This window comes from Luteimonas yanweni (genome assembly GCF_039548475.1).
Taxonomy (GTDB): Bacteria; Pseudomonadota; Gammaproteobacteria; order Xanthomonadales; family Xanthomonadaceae; genus Luteimonas.
In genome coordinates, this window is record NZ_JBCLVC010000014.1 from 260,099 (window position 1) to 278,048 (window position 17,950).

19 protein-coding genes and 1 other RNA gene are annotated in these 17,950 nt (G+C 70.8%); 15 read left to right on the plus strand and 5 right to left on the minus strand.

Features of this window, described 5'->3' with window-relative positions:
- Window positions 1–870, plus strand: coding sequence for a glycosyltransferase family 2 protein (locus WCE39_RS11370; protein ID WP_343276984.1), 870 nt, complete (start codon window positions 1–3; stop codon window positions 868–870).
- Complete coding sequence (gene pncB / locus WCE39_RS11375) at window positions 867–2,048, plus strand: nicotinate phosphoribosyltransferase (protein WP_343276786.1); 1,182 nt, start codon at window positions 867–869, stop codon at window positions 2,046–2,048. Before WCE39_RS11370 ends, pncB begins: the two co-directional genes overlap by 4 nt.
- 27 nt (window positions 2,049–2,075) lie before the next feature.
- Here pncB and WCE39_RS11380 read toward each other — a convergent pair whose 3' ends face one another.
- The 3 genes from WCE39_RS11380 to ettA all read right to left on the minus strand — a co-directional run bounded on the left by WCE39_RS11380 (window position 2,076) and on the right by ettA (window position 5,319).
- Window positions 2,076–2,738 carry an RAD23 family protein gene (locus tag WCE39_RS11380; RefSeq protein ID WP_343276787.1) on the minus strand — a complete coding sequence of 221 codons (663 nt, stop codon included), beginning with the start codon at window positions 2,736–2,738 and terminating at the stop codon, window positions 2,076–2,078.
- An 82-nt stretch (window positions 2,739–2,820) separates the two neighbouring features.
- Window positions 2,821–3,639 (minus strand): orotidine-5'-phosphate decarboxylase, encoded by an 819-nt coding sequence (gene pyrF / locus WCE39_RS11385; RefSeq protein ID WP_343276788.1) that lies wholly within the window; start codon window positions 3,637–3,639, stop codon window positions 2,821–2,823.
- A gap of 18 nt (window positions 3,640–3,657) precedes the next feature.
- Window positions 3,658–5,319 carry an energy-dependent translational throttle protein EttA gene (gene ettA, locus WCE39_RS11390; RefSeq protein WP_343276789.1) on the minus strand — a complete coding sequence of 554 codons (1,662 nt, stop codon included), beginning with the start codon at window positions 5,317–5,319 and terminating at the stop codon, window positions 3,658–3,660.
- Between the two features lie 214 nt (window positions 5,320–5,533).
- On the opposite strand from ettA, the gene WCE39_RS14305 reads away from it, so the two are divergent.
- From WCE39_RS14305 to WCE39_RS11450, 11 genes are all read left to right on the plus strand, one after another.
- Window positions 5,534–6,016, plus strand: a complete 483-nt coding sequence (locus tag WCE39_RS14305; RefSeq protein ID WP_452299587.1) for an RcnB family protein — start codon at window positions 5,534–5,536, stop codon at window positions 6,014–6,016.
- Between the two features lie 87 nt (window positions 6,017–6,103).
- Window positions 6,104–7,387, plus strand: coding sequence for a serine hydroxymethyltransferase (glyA, locus tag WCE39_RS11405; protein WP_343276792.1), 1,284 nt, complete (start codon window positions 6,104–6,106; stop codon window positions 7,385–7,387).
- 83 nt (window positions 7,388–7,470) lie between these two features.
- Window positions 7,471–8,004, plus strand: a complete 534-nt coding sequence (nrdR, locus tag WCE39_RS11410; RefSeq protein WP_343276793.1) for a transcriptional regulator NrdR — start codon at window positions 7,471–7,473, stop codon at window positions 8,002–8,004.
- 56 nt (window positions 8,005–8,060) lie between these two features.
- Window positions 8,061–8,729 (plus strand): DUF4272 domain-containing protein, encoded by a 669-nt coding sequence (locus tag WCE39_RS11415; protein WP_343276794.1) that lies wholly within the window; start codon window positions 8,061–8,063, stop codon window positions 8,727–8,729.
- Window positions 8,729–9,847 (plus strand): bifunctional diaminohydroxyphosphoribosylaminopyrimidine deaminase/5-amino-6-(5-phosphoribosylamino)uracil reductase RibD, encoded by a 1,119-nt coding sequence (ribD, locus tag WCE39_RS11420; protein WP_343276795.1) that lies wholly within the window; start codon window positions 8,729–8,731, stop codon window positions 9,845–9,847. Before WCE39_RS11415 ends, ribD begins: the two co-directional genes overlap by 1 nt.
- Window positions 9,848–9,857: 10 nt before the next feature.
- Complete coding sequence (locus WCE39_RS11425; protein WP_343276796.1) at window positions 9,858–10,451, plus strand: riboflavin synthase; 594 nt, start codon at window positions 9,858–9,860, stop codon at window positions 10,449–10,451.
- A 118-nt stretch (window positions 10,452–10,569) separates the two neighbouring features.
- The gene (gene ribB / locus WCE39_RS11430) at window positions 10,570–11,706 is read left to right on the plus strand and encodes a 3,4-dihydroxy-2-butanone-4-phosphate synthase (RefSeq protein ID WP_343276797.1); all 1,137 of its coding nucleotides are present in this window, start codon (window positions 10,570–10,572) and stop codon (window positions 11,704–11,706) included.
- A gap of 106 nt (window positions 11,707–11,812) precedes the next feature.
- Window positions 11,813–12,280: a 6,7-dimethyl-8-ribityllumazine synthase gene (gene ribH / locus WCE39_RS11435; protein WP_343276798.1), complete on the plus strand. Its 468-nt coding sequence runs from the start codon at window positions 11,813–11,815 to the stop codon at window positions 12,278–12,280.
- A complete protein-coding gene (gene nusB / locus WCE39_RS11440) occupies window positions 12,277–12,756 on the plus strand; it encodes a transcription antitermination factor NusB (RefSeq protein WP_343276799.1) in 480 nt (159 codons plus the stop codon). The genes ribH and nusB overlap by 4 nt, the downstream gene beginning before the upstream one ends.
- A gap of 16 nt (window positions 12,757–12,772) precedes the next feature.
- Window positions 12,773–13,732 (plus strand): thiamine-phosphate kinase, encoded by a 960-nt coding sequence (thiL, locus tag WCE39_RS11445; protein ID WP_343276800.1) that lies wholly within the window; start codon window positions 12,773–12,775, stop codon window positions 13,730–13,732.
- Between the two features lie 36 nt (window positions 13,733–13,768).
- Complete coding sequence (locus WCE39_RS11450; protein WP_343276801.1) at window positions 13,769–14,854, plus strand: phytanoyl-CoA dioxygenase family protein; 1,086 nt, start codon at window positions 13,769–13,771, stop codon at window positions 14,852–14,854.
- On the opposite strand, the gene WCE39_RS11455 is transcribed toward WCE39_RS11450, so the two are convergent.
- Window positions 14,851–15,219: a YraN family protein gene (locus WCE39_RS11455; protein WP_343276802.1), complete on the minus strand. Its 369-nt coding sequence runs from the start codon at window positions 15,217–15,219 to the stop codon at window positions 14,851–14,853. The two genes, WCE39_RS11450 and WCE39_RS11455, sit on opposite strands and share 4 nt — an antisense overlap.
- Window positions 15,216–16,397 carry a penicillin-binding protein activator gene (locus WCE39_RS11460; RefSeq protein WP_343276803.1) on the minus strand — a complete coding sequence of 394 codons (1,182 nt, stop codon included), beginning with the start codon at window positions 16,395–16,397 and terminating at the stop codon, window positions 15,216–15,218. The genes WCE39_RS11455 and WCE39_RS11460 overlap by 4 nt, the downstream gene beginning before the upstream one ends.
- Before the next feature lie 57 nt (window positions 16,398–16,454).
- Here WCE39_RS11460 and rsmI point away from each other — a divergent pair, with 57 nt between their 5' ends.
- Both rsmI and rnpB read left to right on the plus strand, forming a co-directional pair.
- Window positions 16,455–17,279, plus strand: coding sequence for a 16S rRNA (cytidine(1402)-2'-O)-methyltransferase (rsmI, locus tag WCE39_RS11465; RefSeq protein ID WP_343276985.1), 825 nt, complete (start codon window positions 16,455–16,457; stop codon window positions 17,277–17,279).
- A 66-nt stretch (window positions 17,280–17,345) separates the two neighbouring features.
- Window positions 17,346–17,713: RNase P RNA component class A (gene rnpB / locus WCE39_RS11470), an RNA gene on the plus strand.
- Window positions 17,714–17,950: the final 237 nt, after the last annotated feature.

The following is a 17,950-nucleotide window of genomic DNA, read 5'->3' on the forward strand; positions in this document are numbered from 1 at the left end:
GTGGACGCATTCCCCATCGCCGCCGTCGTCGTCAGCCACCAGAGCGCGGCCAGCATCGATGCCTGCCTGTCGCGGCTGCGCGGCGCCGCCGGCGTTGCCGAGATCCGCGTGGTCGACAATGCCTCCGCCGATGCCACGCTGGCGGTGGTGCAGCGCCACGCCCTGGCCGATGCCCGCCTGCGCTTCATCGCCAACCCCGACAACCCGGGCTTCGCCGCCGCCTGCAACCAGGGCGCGGCGGACAGCACGGCGCCGTGGCTGGCCTTCGTCAATCCCGACTGCATGGTCGAGGTCGACACCCTGGAGCGCATGCTGCGCCACGCTGACGCAGCCGATGGCGAGTTGCTGCTGGGTGCGGATCTTGTCGACGCGGCCGGAGTTCGCGACGGCGCGGCGCGGCGCAACGATCCCGATTTCGCGGCCATGCTGCGCGGGCCGCTGCGCGCGGGTCGTGGCCGGCCGCTGGACGTGGAGGCAGATGACGCCGTGGCGCTGCAGCCGGTGCAGGCGGTCTCGGGTGCGCTGATGCTGCTGCCGCGGGCGCTGTTCGATCGCATCGGCGGCTTCGATGCCGGCTACCGGCTGCACGCCGAGGACCTCGATCTGTGCCGCCGCGCCCGCGAGGCCGGCGCCGCGATCGCGGTGGCCAACGACGTGCGCGTGCTGCACCTGCGCGGCGTGTCCGCGCGCTCGCGGCCGTTCTTCGTCGAGTGGCACAAGCATCGCGGGCTGTGGCGCTACTTCAGCCGCTTCGAGGCCCCGACGCACGGCCCGCTGCTGCGCGCCGGCGTGTGGCTGGCGGTCTGGATGCACTGGCTCGCGGGCCTTCCGCGCACGCTGCTCGAGTCGATGCGGGAGGATGCCCCATGATCACCTCGCTGCTCGACACCGACCTCTACAAGTTCACGATGATGCAGGCGGTACTGCACCGCTATCCGGCGGCGCACGCCGAATATCGTTTCCGCTGCCGCACGCCGGGTGTCGACCTGGCGCGGCATATCGGCGCGATCTCGGACGCCATCGACGCCCTGTGCACACTGCGCCTGTCCAGTGATGAACTCGACTACCTGCGCGGCCTGCGCTTCATCAAGCCCGACTTCGTCGATTTCCTCGGCCTGTTCCAGCTCGACCGCAAGCATGTGCGCCTGGAGCGCTCGGATGATGAGCCGGGCGGGATCTCGCTGACGCTGTCGGGTCCCTGGCTGCATACCATCCTGTTCGAAGTGCCGCTGCTGGCGATCGTCAGCGAGGCCTGGATGGTGGGCGAGCACGGGCCGGCCGACGAGGCCGAAGGCCTGCGCCGGCTGCAGGCCAAGGTCGACCGCCTCGACGCCGCGGTCGGCTACGAAGACTGCCGGATCACCGATTTCGGCACCCGCCGCCGCTATTCCGGGAGCTGGCAGGACCTGCTGGTGCCACGCGTGGCTGGCCTGCTGGGACCGACGTTCGCCGGCACCAGCAACGTCGACATCGCCCGCCGACACGGCCTGGTTCCGCAGGGGACGATGGCGCATGAATGGCTGCAGGCGCACCAGGCGCTGGGGCCGCGGCTGCGCGACTCGCAGGTCGCCGCGTTCGAGGCCTGGGCACAGGAGTACCGCGGCGACCTCGGCATCGCGCTCACCGACGTGATCGGAATGGACGCGTTCCTGCGCGATTTCGATCTCTACTTCTGCAAGTTGTTCGACGGCATGCGCCACGATTCGGGCGATCCGGTGGAGTGGGGCGAGCGCATGCTGGCGCACCTGGTAGCGCTGCGGGTGGACCCGCGCACCAAGACCCTGGTCTTCAGCGACGGCCTGGACATGGAGCAGGTGATGCGCCTGTATGCGCATTTCCGCGGCCGCTGCCGGATGTCCTTCGGCATCGGCACCAACCTCACCAACGACACCGGCCCCAAGGCGCTGCAGATCGTGCTGAAAATGGTCGCCTGCAACGGCCAGCCGGTGGCCAAGCTGAGTGATTCGCCGGGCAAGACCATGGTCGACGACGAGGGCTACCTGCGCTACCTCCGCCAGGTATTCGAAGTCCCGCAGCCCGCTCCCTGAATCCAGCCATGGCCGCTCCCACGGGACTCAGCGCGAAGGAATCCCGGCGCGGTGGGGTTCGAACAGGCTGTCGCCCTCTGGGCTCACGACCACGACGCCCGGTTCGAGCGCACTGATCGTGGCGTTGCCGACGAGCTTGGTGCCGAGCGGGAAGTCCGCCACCGCCTTCCATGCGCCGTCGACCTCGCGCAGCACATAGCCGCCGCGGTCGTAGTAGTTCCCGCCGCCGCAGCCTTCCATGGTGTACAGCAGCAGCGCCTCGTCGCCGGGCTGGTTGTCGAGGTCGAGCACGAACAGGCGCTCGCCTTCCGGATAGGTCCCGCATTCGCGCTCACGGCCGGTGTCGTCGACCAGGCGGCGCGCGGCGTCGCGCAGCGCCGGCGGGGCGGGGCGCGCCTCGCTGCGGACGCGGTCCAGGGCCGCGCCGCTGAAGTCGAAGTACTGGGTGTCTTCGGCAGTGCTGCCGGGCGTGGCGGCCACTTCGTCGGTGGCAGGCTCCGCCGCGGTGGTCGGCGCGCCGGTGCCGGCGATCAGGTCGGGCGTTGGCGAGGGCGTTGCGATCGACGCGGCGCCGGGGTCGGTTGCCGGGCCTGGTGCAGCGGCCGCGCCCGCGGATGCGGCGGGCGCGGGGGCCTGGCCGCAGGCGGCGAGGACCAGGGACAGCGTGGAGGCGAGGGCGAAGCGGGTCATCGTCATCCTTCCGGTGCGTGGCAGTGGCGCCTGCAGCGAGGATATCCGGGCCGCGTGATGCCTGCGGCAAGCGGCGGCGCGCTCAGCCCCGGCGCGCGGCGTCGAGCGTGTCGCGCAAGGCGCGCGCGGCGCGCGCGGCCGATTCAGCGTAGTCGTCATCCGCGGATGCGTAGAGGATCGCCCGCGACGAGCTCACCATCAGCCCGGTGCCATCGCTGCTGCGGGCATTGCGCACCACGGCCTCGGCGTCACCGCCCTGCGCGCCGACGCCGGGTACCAGCAGCGGCATCTCGCCGACGATGGTCCGCACCTCGCGCAGCTGCTCCGGCCAGGTCGCACCGACCACCAGCGCCACGTTCCCGTTCGCGTTCCACTCCGTCGCCGCCTTCGCCGCCACGTGCTGGTAAAGCGGCCTGCCGTCGACCAGCAGGTCCTGCAGGTCGGCAGCGCCGGGATTGGACGTGCGGCAAAGGATCACCACGCCGCGGTCGGCGCGGTCGAGATACGGCTGGAGGGAGTCGCCACCCAGGTAGGGGTTGGCCGTGACCGCATCCGCGCCGTAGCGATCGAAGGCCTCTTCCGCATAACGCCGCGCGGTCGAGCCGATGTCGCCGCGCTTGGCATCCAGGATCACCGGGATTCCGGGATGTGCCGCGTGGATATGCGCCACCAGCCGCTCCAGCGCATCCTCGGCGCCCAGCGCCGCGAAGTGCGCGATCTGCGGCTTGAACGCGCACGCGAACCCGGCCGTGGCATCCACGATGTCCCGGCAGAACCCGAACACCGCATCCGGATCGCCCGCGAACCGCGCCGGAAACTTCGCCGGCTCCGGATCCAGCCCGACGCAGACCAGCGAACCCGATGTCTGCCAGCGTTGGCGCAGCTGCTGCATGAAATGCATTGAAGTGGCCAAATCGCTTTACTTGAGCGCCTTGAAGCGCAGCCGCTTCGGACCTGCGTCGTCGCCCATGCGGCGCTTCTTGTCTTCCTCGTACTCGCGATAGTTGCCCTGGAAGAACTCCACGTGCGAGTCGCCTTCGAACGCCAGGATGTGGGTCGCGATGCGGTCCAGGAACCAGCGGTCATGGCTGATCACGAAGGTATTGCCCGGGAACTCCAGCAGCGCGTCTTCCAGCGCCCGCAGGGTTTCGATGTCGAGGTCGTTGGACGGTTCGTCCAGCAGCAGCACGTTGCCGCCCTGCAGCAGCGTCTTGGCCATGTGCAGCCGGCCGCGCTCGCCGCCCGACAGCGTGCCGACCATCTTCTGCTGGTCCTGGCCCTTGAAGTTGAAGCGGCCGATATAGGCGCGCGACTGGATCTCGATGCCGTTGATGTTGAGGATGTCGGCGCCGCCGGAAATCTCCTGGAAGACGTTGTGGTCGCCCTCCAGCTTGTCGCGGCTCTGGTCGACGTAGGCGATGTCGACCGTCGGGCCCATCTCGATCGAACCGGAGTCCGGCTTCTCCAGCCCGGTGATCATCTTGAACAGCGTCGACTTGCCGGCGCCGTTGGGGCCGATGATGCCGATGATCGCGCCCGGCGGCACGATGAAGCTCAGGTCGTCGATCAGCAGGCGGTCGCCGAAGCGCTTGGAGACGTTCTTGAACTCCATCACCTTGCTGCCCAGGCGCTCGCCCGGCGGAATGAAGATCTCGTTGGTCTCCTGGCGCTTCTGGTAGTCGACCGACTGCAGCTCCTCGATGCGCGCCAGGCGCGCCTTGCCCTTGGATCGGCCGCCCTTGGCATTGCTGCGCGCCCACTCGAGCTCCTTCTGGATCGCCTTCTGGCGCGCCTTTTCCGAGGATTCCTCGCGCTTGAGACGGTCTTCCTTCTGCTCAAGCCACTGGGTGTAGTTGCCCTTCCACGGAATGCCGCGGCCGCGGTCGAGCTCCAGGATCCACTCGGCGGCGTTGTCCAGGAAGTAGCGGTCATGGGTGACCGCCACCACGGTGCCGGTGTAGCGGGCCAGGAACTGCTCCAGCCATTCCACCGACTCGGCGTCGAGGTGGTTGGTGGGTTCGTCGAGCAGCAGCATGTCGGGCTTCTGCAGCAACAGGCGGCACAGCGCCACGCGGCGCTTCTCGCCGCCCGACAGCTTGCCGATCACCGCGTCCCACGGCGGCAGGCGCAGCGCATCGGCGGCCACTTCCAGCTGGTTTTCCAGGGTGTGCGCGTCGCCGGCGGCAAGGATCGCCTCCAGGCGCTCCTGTTCCTTGGCCAGGGCGTCGAAGTCCGCGCCTTCCTCGGCATAGGCGTTGTAGACCTCGTCCAGTCGCTTCTGCGCCTGCAGCACCTCGCCCACGCCTTCCTCCACCGCTTCGCGCACGGTGTGCTCCGGATCCAGCTCCGGCTCCTGCGCCAGGTAGCCGACCTTGATCCCGGCCTGCGGACGCGCCTCGCCGCTGAAATCGGTGTCGACGCCGGCCATGATCCGCAGCACGGTGGACTTGCCGGAACCGTTCAGGCCCAGCAGGCCGATCTTGGCGCCCGGGAAGAAGGACAGCGAGATGTCCTTGATGATCTGGCGCTTCGGCGGCACGGTCTTGCTGACGCCGTTCATGGTGTAGATGTATTGCGACATGGGGGGCTCCGGTGCAGCGTGGCCGCCGCCCGGGCTGTGGCCAACGGGCGGAAACGGCGATGGGGATGGCGCCGATTATAAGGCCTGCGGCCGTGCTCCGAGGCCCTGCGCGGGCTGGAGGATGAACCGGTCGCGCCCCACTGCGGCCCGGTAACGCGACGGTTCAGCCGGTGCCCGGGATAGTCAGGTGACGCCCTTCCACCGGAGTGCCGTGATGCAGTCGATCAAAACCCTCGGGGTCGCAGCCCTTGCGCTGGTGCTGGGAGTCGCGTTTGCGGCCCCGGCGGACGCCCGTGACAACCACCGCCGCGGTCACGATCGCGGCCATTCGGGCCAGGACTGGCGCCGCGGCCATGACCGCCGCGCGGACCATCGCCGCGATCACCGCCGCGATCACCGCCGCGATCACCGCCGTGACGATCGCCGTCGCGACCACCGCCGCGACGTCCGCGTGATCCACGTCCCGCGCCCGGTCGTGGTGCACCATCCCAGCGCCTATCGCGGCCCGCCGCCGTGGGCCCGCGGCCGGCACTACGGCCATCGCGGCTACGCCCCGACCTACGTGGTCAACGATTACGGGCATTACGGGCTGCGCCACCCGCCGCGCGGCTACCACTGGCGCCGCAGCGACACCGGTGACTTCCTGATGGTGGCGATCGCGACCGGGATCATCGCCGACATCATCCTGGGACGTTGAGGGAGGACTGACCGTTCCGCCAGCCGGGCGTCGCCCGGCCGGCCGCGGGCTACAATGGCCTGATCCCACCGGCCCCCTGGAGCGACCATGTTCCCGCGCGACGCACGCATCGAAGGCTACGACCCCGAACTGGCCGCGGCGATCGCCGCCGAGAACCAGCGCCAAGAAGACCACGTGGAGCTGATCGCCAGCGAAAACTACGCCAGCCCCCGGGTCATGGAGGCCCAGGGCAGCCAGCTCACCAACAAATACGCCGAGGGCTATCCAGGCAAGCGCTATTACGGCGGCTGCGAGCACGTCGACGTGGCCGAGCAGCTGGCCATCGACCGGGTGAAGGAGCTGTTCGGGGCGGGCTCCACCGACGGGATGTACGCCAACGTCCAGCCGCACTCCGGCTCGCAGGCCAACCAGGCGGTTTATTTCGCCCTGCTCAAGCCCGGCGACACCATCCTCGGCATGAGCCTGGCGCACGGCGGCCATCTGACCCATGGCGCCAAGGTCAACCTCAGCGGCAAGCTGTTCAACGCCGTGCAGTACGGCGTCAACGACCAGGGCCTGATCGACTACGACGAGGTCGAGCGCCTGGCCGTGGAGCACAAGCCGAAGATGCTGGTGGGCGGTTTCAGCGCCTATTCCCAGGAAATCGACTGGGCGCGCTTCCGCGCCATCGCCGACAAGGTGGGTGCGATCCTGTTCGTCGACATGGCGCACGTCGCCGGCCTGGTGGCGGCGGGCGTGTACCCGAACCCCGTGCCGCACGCGCACGTCGTGACCTCGACCACCCACAAGACGCTCCGCGGCCCGCGCGGTGGCATCATCGTCGCCAGCCGCAAGGCCATGGGTGATCGCGCCGACGACATGGTCAAGAAGCTGCAGTCGATCGTGTTCCCGGGGATCCAGGGCGGTCCGCTGATGCACGTGATCGCGGCCAAGGCCGTGGCCTTCAAGGAAGCGCTGGAGCCGGAGTTCAAGGCCTACCAGCAGCAGGTGGTGAAGAACGCGCAGGCGATGGCCAGGGTGATCATCGACCGCGGCTACAAGATCGTCTCCGGCGGCACGATGAACCACCTGATGCTGGTCGACATGATCGGCAAGGGCGTCACCGGCAAGGCCGCGGAAGAAGCGCTTGGCCGCGCCCACATCACCGTCAACAAGAACGCGGTGCCCAACGACCCGCAGAAGCCCTTCGTCACCTCCGGGCTGCGCCTGGGGACGCCCGCGGTGACCACGCGCGGCTATGTCGAACAGGACTGCATCGAGCTTGCCGGCTGGATCTGCGACGTCCTCGACGCACCCGCCGACGAATCGGTGATCGAAGCGGTGCGGGCGAAGGTCGAGGCCCAGTGCCGCCGGCTGCCGGTGTACGGCTGATGGCAGGGCAGGCGGAGCGCGCGGGACCGGCGGCCGCTGCCCGCCCGCGCTGCACGCAAGGCGCCTGACGGCGCCGCGCGACGATGCATTGCCCCTTCTGCCAGCACGTGGATACCCGGGTCATCGATTCCCGGGTGAGCGACGACGGCGCGACCATCCGCCGCCGGCGCGAATGCGAAGCCTGCGGCGAGCGCTTCTCGACGATCGAGACCATCGAGCTCAAGCTGCCGGCGATCATCAAGACCGACGGCCGCCGCGAGCACTTCGACGCGCGCAAGCTGCGGCAGAGCTTCGACCGCGCCGTGCACAAGCGCCCGGTCTCCGAAGAGCAGATCGAGTCGGCCGTGCGCGCGGTGATCCACCAGCTGCGCATGACCACCGAACGCGAGCTGGCCTCGCGCCGGGTGGGCGAATTCGTGATGGCCGAGCTGCGCAAGATCGACCACGTCGCCTACGTGCGCTTCGCCTCCGTCTACCGGTCCTTCCAGGACGTGGCCGATTTCCGCGAGGAGCTTGACCGCCTGGAGCGCGAGCTGCCGGGAGAAGGCCAGCTGCCGCTGCTCGGCGGCGAGGTGGTCGCCTTCGATCCCCGGCCCGGCAAGGGCCGGAAGCGCTGAGCGCGGTGGGCGGTCCCGGCGGACCAGGGCGCTATCCGAGGCCACGGGCGGCGCACGTGCTGCGCCGCGCGCTGGCCCTGGCCAGCGTGGTCGCCCGCGCCGGGCTTGAGGCACGGGCAGGCGAGGCCGAGGCCGGGGCCATGCACCGCCGCATGCGCGACTGGCTGCGCGCGACGGGCCTGGACGCGGCGCTGGAGCCGGCGGAAGCCGAACTGGTCAACGCACCGCTGGGCAGCCTGCCCGAGCCAGCGGTCGTGGATGCGAGCTGGCGCGCCGAAGGGATCTACGTGCTGGCCTGGGCGCTGGACCGGCACCCGCCGCTGGCCCACGACCGCATGGTGGATCCCGACGACATCGCCTGGGCGCTGGGCTTCCTGGATGACGCCGCCCCGGCGCTGCTGCAGGACGCCGTGCTGCGCAGCGAGCGCGGCATCGACACGTTCCTCGCCCGCCAGCTCGCGCTGCACTGGCGGCTGCGCGAATACGCGCTGCGCCCGGGGCCGATGGATTTCGCCGCCGTGGTCGCCAACGGCGGCTGGGCGCGCCTGGACATCGATGCCACCGACCTCGTCGACGACGACCTCGCCATCGACGGCGTCCGCATCGACCGCGCCGACGCCGCCCAGCTGGCGCGCTGCACCAGCATCGCCGGTGAGCGCCACCGCGCGGCCAACTGGCTGGCCGGCGCCGATCCCGTCTATTCCAGCGTGGAGAACATCACCTGATGCAGGGCCATTCCGACATCGATCACCTGATGATGGCGCGCGCGCTGCGCCTGGCCGAGCGAGGCGCCTGGACCACGCGCCCCAACCCGATGGTCGGCTGCGTGCTGGCGCGGGACGGCGAGGTGGTGGGCGAGGGCTGGCACCAGCGACCGGGCGGCCCGCACGCCGAGGTCCTGGCGATCGAGGCCGCCGGCGAGCGTGCCCGCGGAGCCACCGCCTACGTCAGCCTGGAACCCTGCGCGCACACCGGGCGCACCGGCCCCTGCGCCGACGCGCTGGTCGCGGCCGGCGTGTCGCGCGTGGTCGCGGCGATGCGCGACCCGTTCCCGCAGGTGGACGGCAGCGGCTTCGAGCGCCTGCGCGACGCCGGCATCGAGGTCGAGCAGGGGTTGATGGAGGCCGCGGCGCAGGAGCTCAACCGCGGCTACGTTTCGCGCCTGGTGCGCGGGCGGCCCTGGTTGCGCGTGAAGCTGGCCATGAGCCTGGACGGCCACACCGCACTTGAAAGCGGCGAGTCGAAGTGGATCAGCGGCGAGGCCTCGCGCCGCGACGTGATGCGCTGGCGCGCGCGCAGCGGCGCGCTGCTGACCGGCTCGGGCACGGTGATGGCCGATGATCCGCAGCTGACCGTGCGCCTGGACGACGACGCAGAATTCTCGCCGCCGCTGCGCGTGGTGCTGGATCCGGGCCTGGCGACCATCGCCCGCGGCCGCATCCGCGAGGGCGACGCGCCCACGCTGTACGTGCACGCCGCCAACGCCAAGCCGCCGCGCGAGCTCGGCAGCGAGCGCGTCGCGGTGCCTGCCTCCGGCAATGCGCTGGATCTCGCAGCCGTGCTGCGGGTGCTGGCCGACCGGGGCATCAACGAGGTGCAGGTGGAGGCGGGCGCGACGCTGGCCGGCGCCTTCATGCGCGCGGGGCTGGTGGACGAGGTGCTGCTGTACGTGGCGCCGGTGCTGCTGGGCACCCAGGCGCGGCCGCTGTTTGCCGGCCTGCAGATCCAGGACATGGCCGAGCGCATGGCGCTGCGGATCGTCGACAACGTCAGCGTGGGCGATGACCTGCGGCTGCGCCTGGTCCCCGGGCGCGCGGTTGGCGACGCCGGTGCGGTGGGCTGAGGAGATACGCATGTTCACCGGAATCATCGAAGCCGTCGGCAGCCTGCTTGCGCGCGAAGCACGCGGCGGCGACGTCCGCCTGCGGATCGCCGTGGGCGCGCTGCCGTTCGCCGATGCGAAGCTGGGCGAAAGCGTCGCCGTCAACGGCGTCTGCCTGACCGTGGTCGCCTTCGACGCCGGCCATTTCGAGGCCGACGCCAGCAACGAAACCCTCGCCCTGACCACGCTCGGCGGGCTCGGCGAGGGCGCGCCGCTGAACCTCGAGCGCGCGATGCGCCCGACCGACCGCCTGGGTGGGCACCTGGTCAGTGGCCACGTCGACGGCGTCGGCCGCGTGCTCGATGTGCGCGGGGATGGGCGCGCCCAGCGCTGGCGCTTCGCCATGCCGCAGGCGCTGGCGAAGTACGTCGCGCAGAAGGGATCGATCTGCGTCGACGGCGTCAGCCTCACCGTCAATGCCGCCGAAGCAGAGGCCTTCGAAGTCGCCCTTGTCCCGCACACCGTCGCCAACACCGCGTTCGCGTCGACCGTCCCCGGCGATCCGGTCAACCTCGAAGTCGATCTCGTCGCACGCTATCTGGAGCGCCTCCGCAGCGTTCCTTGAAATCCGGGATCCCATCCCCGCTGTTGTGGGAGCGGCTACAGCCGCGATGGATCCACCCCGGTACGAATCGCGGCCATGGCCGCTCCCAGAAATGAAAGACAACAGGTCGCAGCCCGCCATGCCCTTTGCTCCCATCCCTGAACTCCTCGAAGAACTCCGCGCCGGCCGCATGGTCGTCATCGTCGACGACGAGGACCGCGAGAACGAAGGTGACCTGATCATGGCCGCCGAACTCGTGCGCCCGGCGGACATCAACTTCATGGTCACCCACGCGCGCGGCCTGGTCTGCCTGTCGCTGACCCGCGAGCGCTGCGCGCAGCTGGGCCTGCCGCCGATGGTCCAGTCCAACACCTCCTCGCACCACACCAATTTCACCGTCTCGATCGAGGCCGCCGAGGGCGTGACCACCGGCATCTCGGCCTATGACCGCGCGCACACCGTGCGCACCGCGGTGCGGCCGAACGCCGCGCCCTCCGACCTGGCGCAGCCCGGCCACATCTTTCCGCTCACCGCGCAGCCCGGCGGCGTGCTGGCGCGTGCCGGGCACACCGAGGCCGCGGCGGACCTGGCGATGCTGGCCGGCCTGGAGCCCGCGGGCGTGCTGGTTGAGATCCTCAACCCCGACGGCACCATGGCGCGCCGGCCCGAGCTTGAGGTGTTCGCGCGCGTGCATGGCCTGAAGATGGGCTCGATCGAGGCCCTGATCCGCCACCGGCTCGAGACCGAGCACACCGTCGAGTGCGTCGACAGCCGCGACATCGACACCGAGCACGGCCCGTTCCGCCTGCACACCTACCACGACCGCCTGGGCCACGCGCTGCACTTCGCGTTGGTGCGCGGCGAGCCGGACGCGGACACCCCGACGCTGGTGCGCGTGCAGGTGCGCAATGCCCTGGCCGACGTGCTGCGCTGGTGCCGCCCGGACTTCGGTCCCGCCGTGGGCGAGGTGCTGGCGATGATCGCCAAGGAGGGCCGCGGCGCCCTGGTGCTGCTCGACGGCGGCCAGACTCCGGACGCGCTGCTTGAGCGCTTGCGCGCCGAAGATGGCAGGCAGGCGGCCGATGGTGGCGGTGCGCAGCCGGAACACGCGCCTTCGCGCGGCGGGGCGCTGGTCGAATGGCGCCGCAACGGCGCCGGCAGCCAGATCCTGGCCGACCTCGGCCTGGGCAAGCTGCGCGTGCTGGGCACTGCCCGCAAGCAGGTCGGGCTGGCCGGCTTCGGCCTCGAAGTCGTCGAATACCTCGACCCCGCCTGATACCAGCTGCAGCGGCTGCCGCCGGGTGGCGTCGGGCGAAATGTGCCGTTTTCCGGCAGCGCCGCGGCGCAGGGCTTAGAATGCGCGTCCGTCCAAGGAACACGCCATGACCCATCACGAAGGCGACCTGCACGCGCCGGAAGGCGCGCGCTTCGCGATCATCGCCAGCCGCTGGAACCCGCGCATCGTCGACGCGCTGGTGACCGCCGCGCGCGCCACCTTCGAGGGCAACGGCGTGGCCGCCGACGCGGTCGATGTCGTCCGCGTGCCCGGCGCCTGGGAAATCCCGATGGTCGCCGCGCGCCTCGCGCGCGATGGCCGGCACGCGGCGGTGGTCGCTCTGGGCTGCGTGGTCCGGGGCGATACCCGCCACTTCGAGCACGTCGCCGACACCTGCGCCGAGGGCCTGGCGCGCGTCCAGCTCGACCACGGCGTGCCGGTGGCCAATGGCGTGCTTGCGGTCGACGACATGGTCGACGCCGAGAACCGCGCCGGCGGCAGCCATGGCAACAAGGGCGAGGAATGCGCCCTGGTCGCGCTGGAAATGGCCAGCCTGCTGGAGGTGCTGCCGTGAGGCCGCAGCGCGGTGGTGGTGGGGGCGGCCGCAACGCCGGCATCGACACCGTCGGTCGTTCGCGCTCGCGTCGGCGCGCCCTGCAGGCGGTGTACGCGATGCAGCTGTCGGGCGTCGATGCGCGCAACGCGATCGCACAGTTCGCGCACGAGCAGGCGCATGAAGTCGCCGACCTCGAGTATTTCGAAGACCTGGTGCGCGGGGTCGAGACCCACCGCCGCGACCTGGACACGGCCCTCGAACCTTTCCTCGACCGTGCCATCGGCGAGGTGGATCCGATCGAGCGCGCCATGCTGCGGATCGCGGCCTACGAGCTGCGCCACCGCATCGACGTGCCCTACCGGGTGGTGATCGACGAGGCCCTGAAGACGGTCAAGCGCTTCGGCTCCGAGCACGGCCACACCTACGTCAACGGCGTGCTGGACCACGCGGCGGCGGAGTGGCGCGCAGCCGAAGTGCGGGCCGCCCGCGCCTGAGCCCGCGGCCTTCGCGATGGCCGAATTCACGCTGATCCAGCAGATCCGCGCACGCGTCGAGGCGCAGGCCCGGGCGCATCACGACGTCGTGCTCGGCATCGGCGACGACGCCGCCCTTCTGCAGCCGCCGCCAGGCATGCAGCTGGTGGTGACGATGGATACGCTCAACGATGGCGTGCATTTCCCGACCGGCACCGACCCCGACCGGATCGGCTGGAAGGCATTGGCGGTGAACCTGTCGGATCTCGCCGCGATGGGTGCGGACCCGGCCTGGTGCACGCTGTCGCTGTCGTTGCCCGCTGACGATCCAGCCTGGGTGGATGCGTTCATGGATGGATTCCTTGCGCTGGCGGGCGCACACCGGGTCGCACTTGTCGGCGGTGATACCACCCGCGGCCCGTTGGCGGTGTCGGTCACCGCGCACGGCCTGGTTTCGCCCGGCCAGGCCTTGCGCCGCGACGGCGCCGTCCCGGGCGACGACGTGTGGATCAGCGGCACCCTGGGCGACGCAGCCGGTGCGCTGGACATCCTGCAGCGCGGAGGAGCAGGCGACGCGGCGCTGTCCGAGCGGCTGGATCGGCCGCAGCCGCGGCTGCGTCTTGGCGCTACGCTGCGTGGCATTGCCAGCGCGTGCATCGACGTGTCCGATGGCCTCCTGGCCGACCTCGGCCACATCTGCATCGCCAGCGGCGTAGCGGCCACCGTGGACGCCGATGACCTGCCCGCGTCAGCGGCGCTGCGCCGCCGCTTCACTCGCGAACTGCTGCATGCCCTGCAGCTGGCCGGGGGCGACGATTACGAACTGTGCTTTACCGCCCCGGCGGCGGCGAGTGCGGCAATCGAGCGCGCAGGGCGGGAAACAGACACGCCAGTGACGCGGATCGGTGCGATCGCGGCCGGCGCGGGCGCCACCGTGCGCGGCGCAAGGATGCCTGCGCGCACCGGCTACCAGCACTTTCCCGCAAGCGCCGGCTGATAAACTCGGCGCTCCCGACGACAGGAGCGCGCAGCCATGTGGAACAACCCCTTGCCCGGCGTGCCGTCGGTGGAGTCGCCGTTCTTCGACCAGATCGCGCAGGCTGAAGGCTGGGACGAAGAAACGCTGAGGGTGGCGCGCGATCTGCGCGACAAGGGCTATGCCATCATCGACTTCCCCACCGAAGATATCGACGCACTCGCCGCCGGTATCGTTGGCGAGCTGACCCCGCGCTACGATTTCGAAGGCTGGCGTCGCGAGGGCCACGGCAAACGCGAAGGCCTGCGTGTCCAGGACGCATGGCAAACCAGCGCCTTGGTGCGCGGGGTGGCCGCCGAACCGCGAATCCTGGACCTGCTGTCGCGCCTGTACGGCCGGCGTGCCTTTCCGTTCCAGACCCTGAACTTTCCTGTCGGCACGCAGCAGGACGCGCACAGTGACAGCATGCATTTCAGCTCGGTGCCGGAGCGCTTCATGTGCGGCGTCTGGCTTGCGCTGGAGGACATCGACGCCGATAACGGCTCCCTGGAGTACTACCCGGGATCGCACAAGCTCCCGATTTACACGAACGAGCACATCGGGGTGTGTGCCGCGGTGTCAAAAAACAAGGTCGCGCATTACAAAGCCTACCTGTCGCTGTGGCAGCGCCTGGCCGAAGCGCATGGCCTGGAGAAGGAAACCTTCCATGCCCGCAAGGGCCAAGCGCTGATCTGGAGCGCCAACCTGCTGCACGGCGGCGGCGTCCACCTGGACCTGCAGCGCACGCGCTGGAGCCAAGTCACGCATTACTATTTCGAGGGCTGCAGCTACTACACCCCGCTGACCTCGGATCCCTTCTTCGGCAGCATCGAGTACCGCAAGCTGACCGACATCGCCACCGGCGAGCCGCGCGAGAACATGTACGCCGGGCTGAAGGTGCCCGAGGAGACAGTGGACCGCGCCTTGTACAACATGGACGCCTACGCCTTCAGTGCCGAAGACCGTCCGCTGCCGCTGGGCTTCAGCGCCAGCGACTACCTGGTGGCCAATCCCGACGTGGCCGCGGCCGGCGTGGATGCCGCCGAACACTGGCGCGCGTTTGGTTACGCCGAAGGACGCAAGCTGCGCGCCGGCAGCCCCTAGTCGTCCAGCCGGAACGCGTCGCGGTGCCAGGTGAAGTCGGCGGCTTCGGGATCACCCGTGGCATCGATCACGTCGAAGCGGCAGTACTCCTCCGCCAGCGCCGGGTGCTGCAGCAGGAACAGCTGCGCCGCGCGCGCGATGCGACTGCGCTTGCCGCGGTCGACCGACTCCGCGCCGCCGCCGTAATCGGCGCTGGCGCGATAGCGCACCTCCACGAAAACCACGGTGTCGCCGTCGCGCATCACCAGGTCCAGCTCGCCAAGCCGGTAGCCGGCATTGGCGGCGATCGGCTGCAGGCCGGCGCGCAGCAGGTGCGTGCGCGCCGCGGCCTCAACGCCGGCGCCGCGGCGCCGGGTTTCGCTCAATTCGAGGCGCCCGCCAGCGGCACCACGTGGCCGCCGTTGAAGGTCGACCAGGCCGGCATGCGCTGGACGTGGCCGTCGGGGCTCATGCGCAGCACGCCGCTTGCGCTCGAGACCGAAGCCTCGCCGCTGGTCGCCAGGTGCCCCAGGTAGGCCGAGAGCAGCCACGCGTCATAGCCGAATGCGAACAGGCGCGCCGCCGGGCCGCGCGCGGTGGGCAGGGCGTCGGCCACGCTGCGCGCGGGCGGCAGGCCGGGGATCCCGGACACGGTCCAGGCATCGCTGGGGAAGGCGATGCCGTCGAGCGCCGCGTCCTCGTCGGGCTTGCCGGTGCCCGCCAGCAGCTGCGAGGTCGCCACCCGCGGGCGGCCCGCGAGGCCGGCGGCCGACACCTGTGCCGCGACCAGCCGCGCCTGCGGCCCGCGCAGGGCGAGGAAGATCGCGTCCACGCCGCCCTCGCGCTGCACGGCGGCCTGCATCGGGGCGATCAGGTCCGGGGGGGTGTCCCCGACCACCGCCATCTGCTCCACGATCCCGCCGCCAAGCTCCTGCAGGCGCGTACCCAGCGCCGCGATGCTGCGGCGCGCGGTGTCGTCGCCCGCGCTCAGGACCAGCACCCGCCGTGCATTGCGCGCGGCAAGGAAGTTGGCCGCGGCCACGCCCTCGTCCTCCGGCGCGAGCGCATAGCTGGCGCTGTTGACCGGCGGCGCGCCAGCGCGGTTCAGCGCCAGCACCGGCACGGTGGCCGTGGTCTGGGCGAAGACCGCATCGACCTCGTCGCGGCCCAGCGGCCCGACCACCTGGTCGGCGCCTTCGGCGACCGCGCGCTGGTAGGCGGACACCGCGCCGTAGGCGGTGCCCATGGTGTCGTAGAACTCCAGGTCAGGGCGCCGCCGCTGTTCGCCGTAGTAGCCGGCCAGCAGGCCGTCGCGCACGGGGCCGGCCGCGGTCGCCAGGCTGCCGGTCAGCGGCAGCAGCACGGCAAGCTTGCGGGGCGGGCGGTAGCCGTCGCGCTCGGCAGGCGGCCGGTCGCCGGCGTCGAAGCGCCAGTGGGCCGTGTCCACCGGCGCGGGCGCGGCGTCCGGCACCGTGGTGGGCCGCGTGACCTGCACGGTCGAACAGCCCGCGATCACGAACGCGGCGAAGGTGGCGGCGAGTGCCTGCTTCCAGGGATGGCGCATCTAGGCGTTCCGGCTGCGAGAATGCCCGGATTCTACCGCCACCCCAGCAGGGACACGATGCAGCCCGCCGCAGGAACCCTCCACGTCGTCGCGACGCCGATCGGAAACCTCGCCGACCTGTCGCCGCGCGCGCTGGACACGCTGCGCGCGGTGGCTGCGATCTGCGCCGAGGACACCCGCCATACCCGCCGCCTGCTCGCGCACTTCGGCCTCGACCGCCCGCTGCTGGCCCTGCACGAGCACAACGAGGCCGAGCTCGCGTCGCGGCTGGTCGCGCGCCTGGCGGCCGGTGAATCGCTGGCCCTGGTGTCCGACGCCGGCACGCCGCTGGTCAGCGACCCGGGCTTCCGCCTGGTGCGCGCCGCGCGCGAGGCCGGCATCCGCGTCAGCCCGGTGCCGGGACCGAGCGCCATCATCGCGGCGTTGAGCGTGGCCGGGCTGCCGAGCGACCGCTTCACCTTCGAAGGCTTCCTTCCGGCCAAGGCCTCCGCGCGCCGGGAACGCCTGGCGTCGCTGGCGGGCGAAACCCGCACCCTGGTGTTCTATGAGTCATCGCACCGCATCGCGGAGACCCTGGCCGACTGCGTCGCGGCCTTCGGCGCCGAGCGTCCCGGCGTGCTGGCGCGCGAGCTGACCAAGCTGTTCGAGACGGTGCTCGACGGCGACATGTCGGAATTGCGGGCCCGGGTCGAAGCCGATCCCGACCAGCGCAAGGGCGAGTTCGTGCTGCTGGTGCAGGGCGCGGGCGAGGACGTCGATGCGCGAATCGCCGAAGGCCGGCGCGTGTATGCGCTGCTGGCCGCCGAGCTGAAGCCGTCGCTGGCGGCGAAGCTGGCGGCCGAGATCACCGGCGCCCCGCGGAAGGCGCTGTACGGCGGCTGAGACGGTTCGATCGCGGCCGGGGCCGCCCCCACGGATGCCGGGCGTGCGTGCGACAATGCCCACGGCGGAGTCGGCCAGACAGTCGCGTCATCGGATCGGGTTTTCCCGGATCGGTGCCGAGGAAAGTCCGGGCTCCACAGGGCACGGTGCCAGGTAACGCCTGGGCGGCGCGAGCCGACGGAAAGTGCAACAGAGAGCAGACCGCCGAACGGCTCCTCCGGGAGTGCGTGGCAAGGGTGAAACGGTGCGGTAAGAGCGCACCGCGAGTCTGGCAACAGACCGGCACGGCAAACCCCACCGGGAGCAAGACCAAATAGGGACCTCATGGCGCTGCCCGCGTCGGGTCCGGGTAGGTTGCTCGAGCGTATCGGTGACGATGCGCCTAGAGGAATGACTGTCCACGACAGAACCCGGCTTATCGGCCGGCTCCGCCACTTTCTTCTTTCCGGCCGCCCCGGCGTGGGCGGGAGGCCTCGTGGCGAATGTCCCCCGGCGGCAGGGTTGCCGTCGCGCTTCCGGGGCTGCCTTGCCGCAGCAGGCGTCACGCGCTCCCCCAGCCCGCCTCGGCGGTTGGGGCCGGGCGCGGTTGCCCTCGGGTGCGAAGTAGAGGAGGAGGCGGCCAGGGTGCTGGCATGGGCCACGGCAATCATGCCGCCGGGGACGTTCGCACC

What these genes read in the sequence shown, in the direction of transcription:
- pncB (WP_343276786.1), top strand. Translation starts at nt 867, where the DNA reads ATGATCACCTCGCTGCTCGACACCGACCTCTACAAGTTCACGATGATG.
- WCE39_RS11380 (WP_343276787.1), bottom strand. Translation starts at nt 2,738, where the DNA reads ATGACCCGCTTCGCCCTCGCCTCCACGCTGTCCCTGGTCCTCGCCGCC.
- pyrF (WP_343276788.1), bottom strand. Translation starts at nt 3,639, where the DNA reads ATGCATTTCATGCAGCAGCTGCGCCAACGCTGGCAGACATCGGGTTCG.
- ettA (WP_343276789.1), bottom strand. Translation starts at nt 5,319, where the DNA reads ATGTCGCAATACATCTACACCATGAACGGCGTCAGCAAGACCGTGCCG.
- WCE39_RS14305 (WP_452299587.1), top strand. Translation starts at nt 5,534, where the DNA reads ATGCAGTCGATCAAAACCCTCGGGGTCGCAGCCCTTGCGCTGGTGCTG.
- glyA (WP_343276792.1), top strand. Translation starts at nt 6,104, where the DNA reads ATGTTCCCGCGCGACGCACGCATCGAAGGCTACGACCCCGAACTGGCC.
- nrdR (WP_343276793.1), top strand. Translation starts at nt 7,471, where the DNA reads ATGCATTGCCCCTTCTGCCAGCACGTGGATACCCGGGTCATCGATTCC.
- ribD (WP_343276795.1), top strand. Translation starts at nt 8,729, where the DNA reads ATGCAGGGCCATTCCGACATCGATCACCTGATGATGGCGCGCGCGCTG.
- WCE39_RS11425 (WP_343276796.1), top strand. Translation starts at nt 9,858, where the DNA reads ATGTTCACCGGAATCATCGAAGCCGTCGGCAGCCTGCTTGCGCGCGAA.
- ribB (WP_343276797.1), top strand. Translation starts at nt 10,570, where the DNA reads ATGCCCTTTGCTCCCATCCCTGAACTCCTCGAAGAACTCCGCGCCGGC.
- ribH (WP_343276798.1), top strand. Translation starts at nt 11,813, where the DNA reads ATGACCCATCACGAAGGCGACCTGCACGCGCCGGAAGGCGCGCGCTTC.
- thiL (WP_343276800.1), top strand. Translation starts at nt 12,773, where the DNA reads ATGGCCGAATTCACGCTGATCCAGCAGATCCGCGCACGCGTCGAGGCG.
- WCE39_RS11450 (WP_343276801.1), top strand. Translation starts at nt 13,769, where the DNA reads ATGTGGAACAACCCCTTGCCCGGCGTGCCGTCGGTGGAGTCGCCGTTC.
- WCE39_RS11460 (WP_343276803.1), bottom strand. Translation starts at nt 16,397, where the DNA reads ATGCGCCATCCCTGGAAGCAGGCACTCGCCGCCACCTTCGCCGCGTTC.
- rsmI (WP_343276985.1), top strand. Translation starts at nt 16,455, where the DNA reads ATGCAGCCCGCCGCAGGAACCCTCCACGTCGTCGCGACGCCGATCGGA.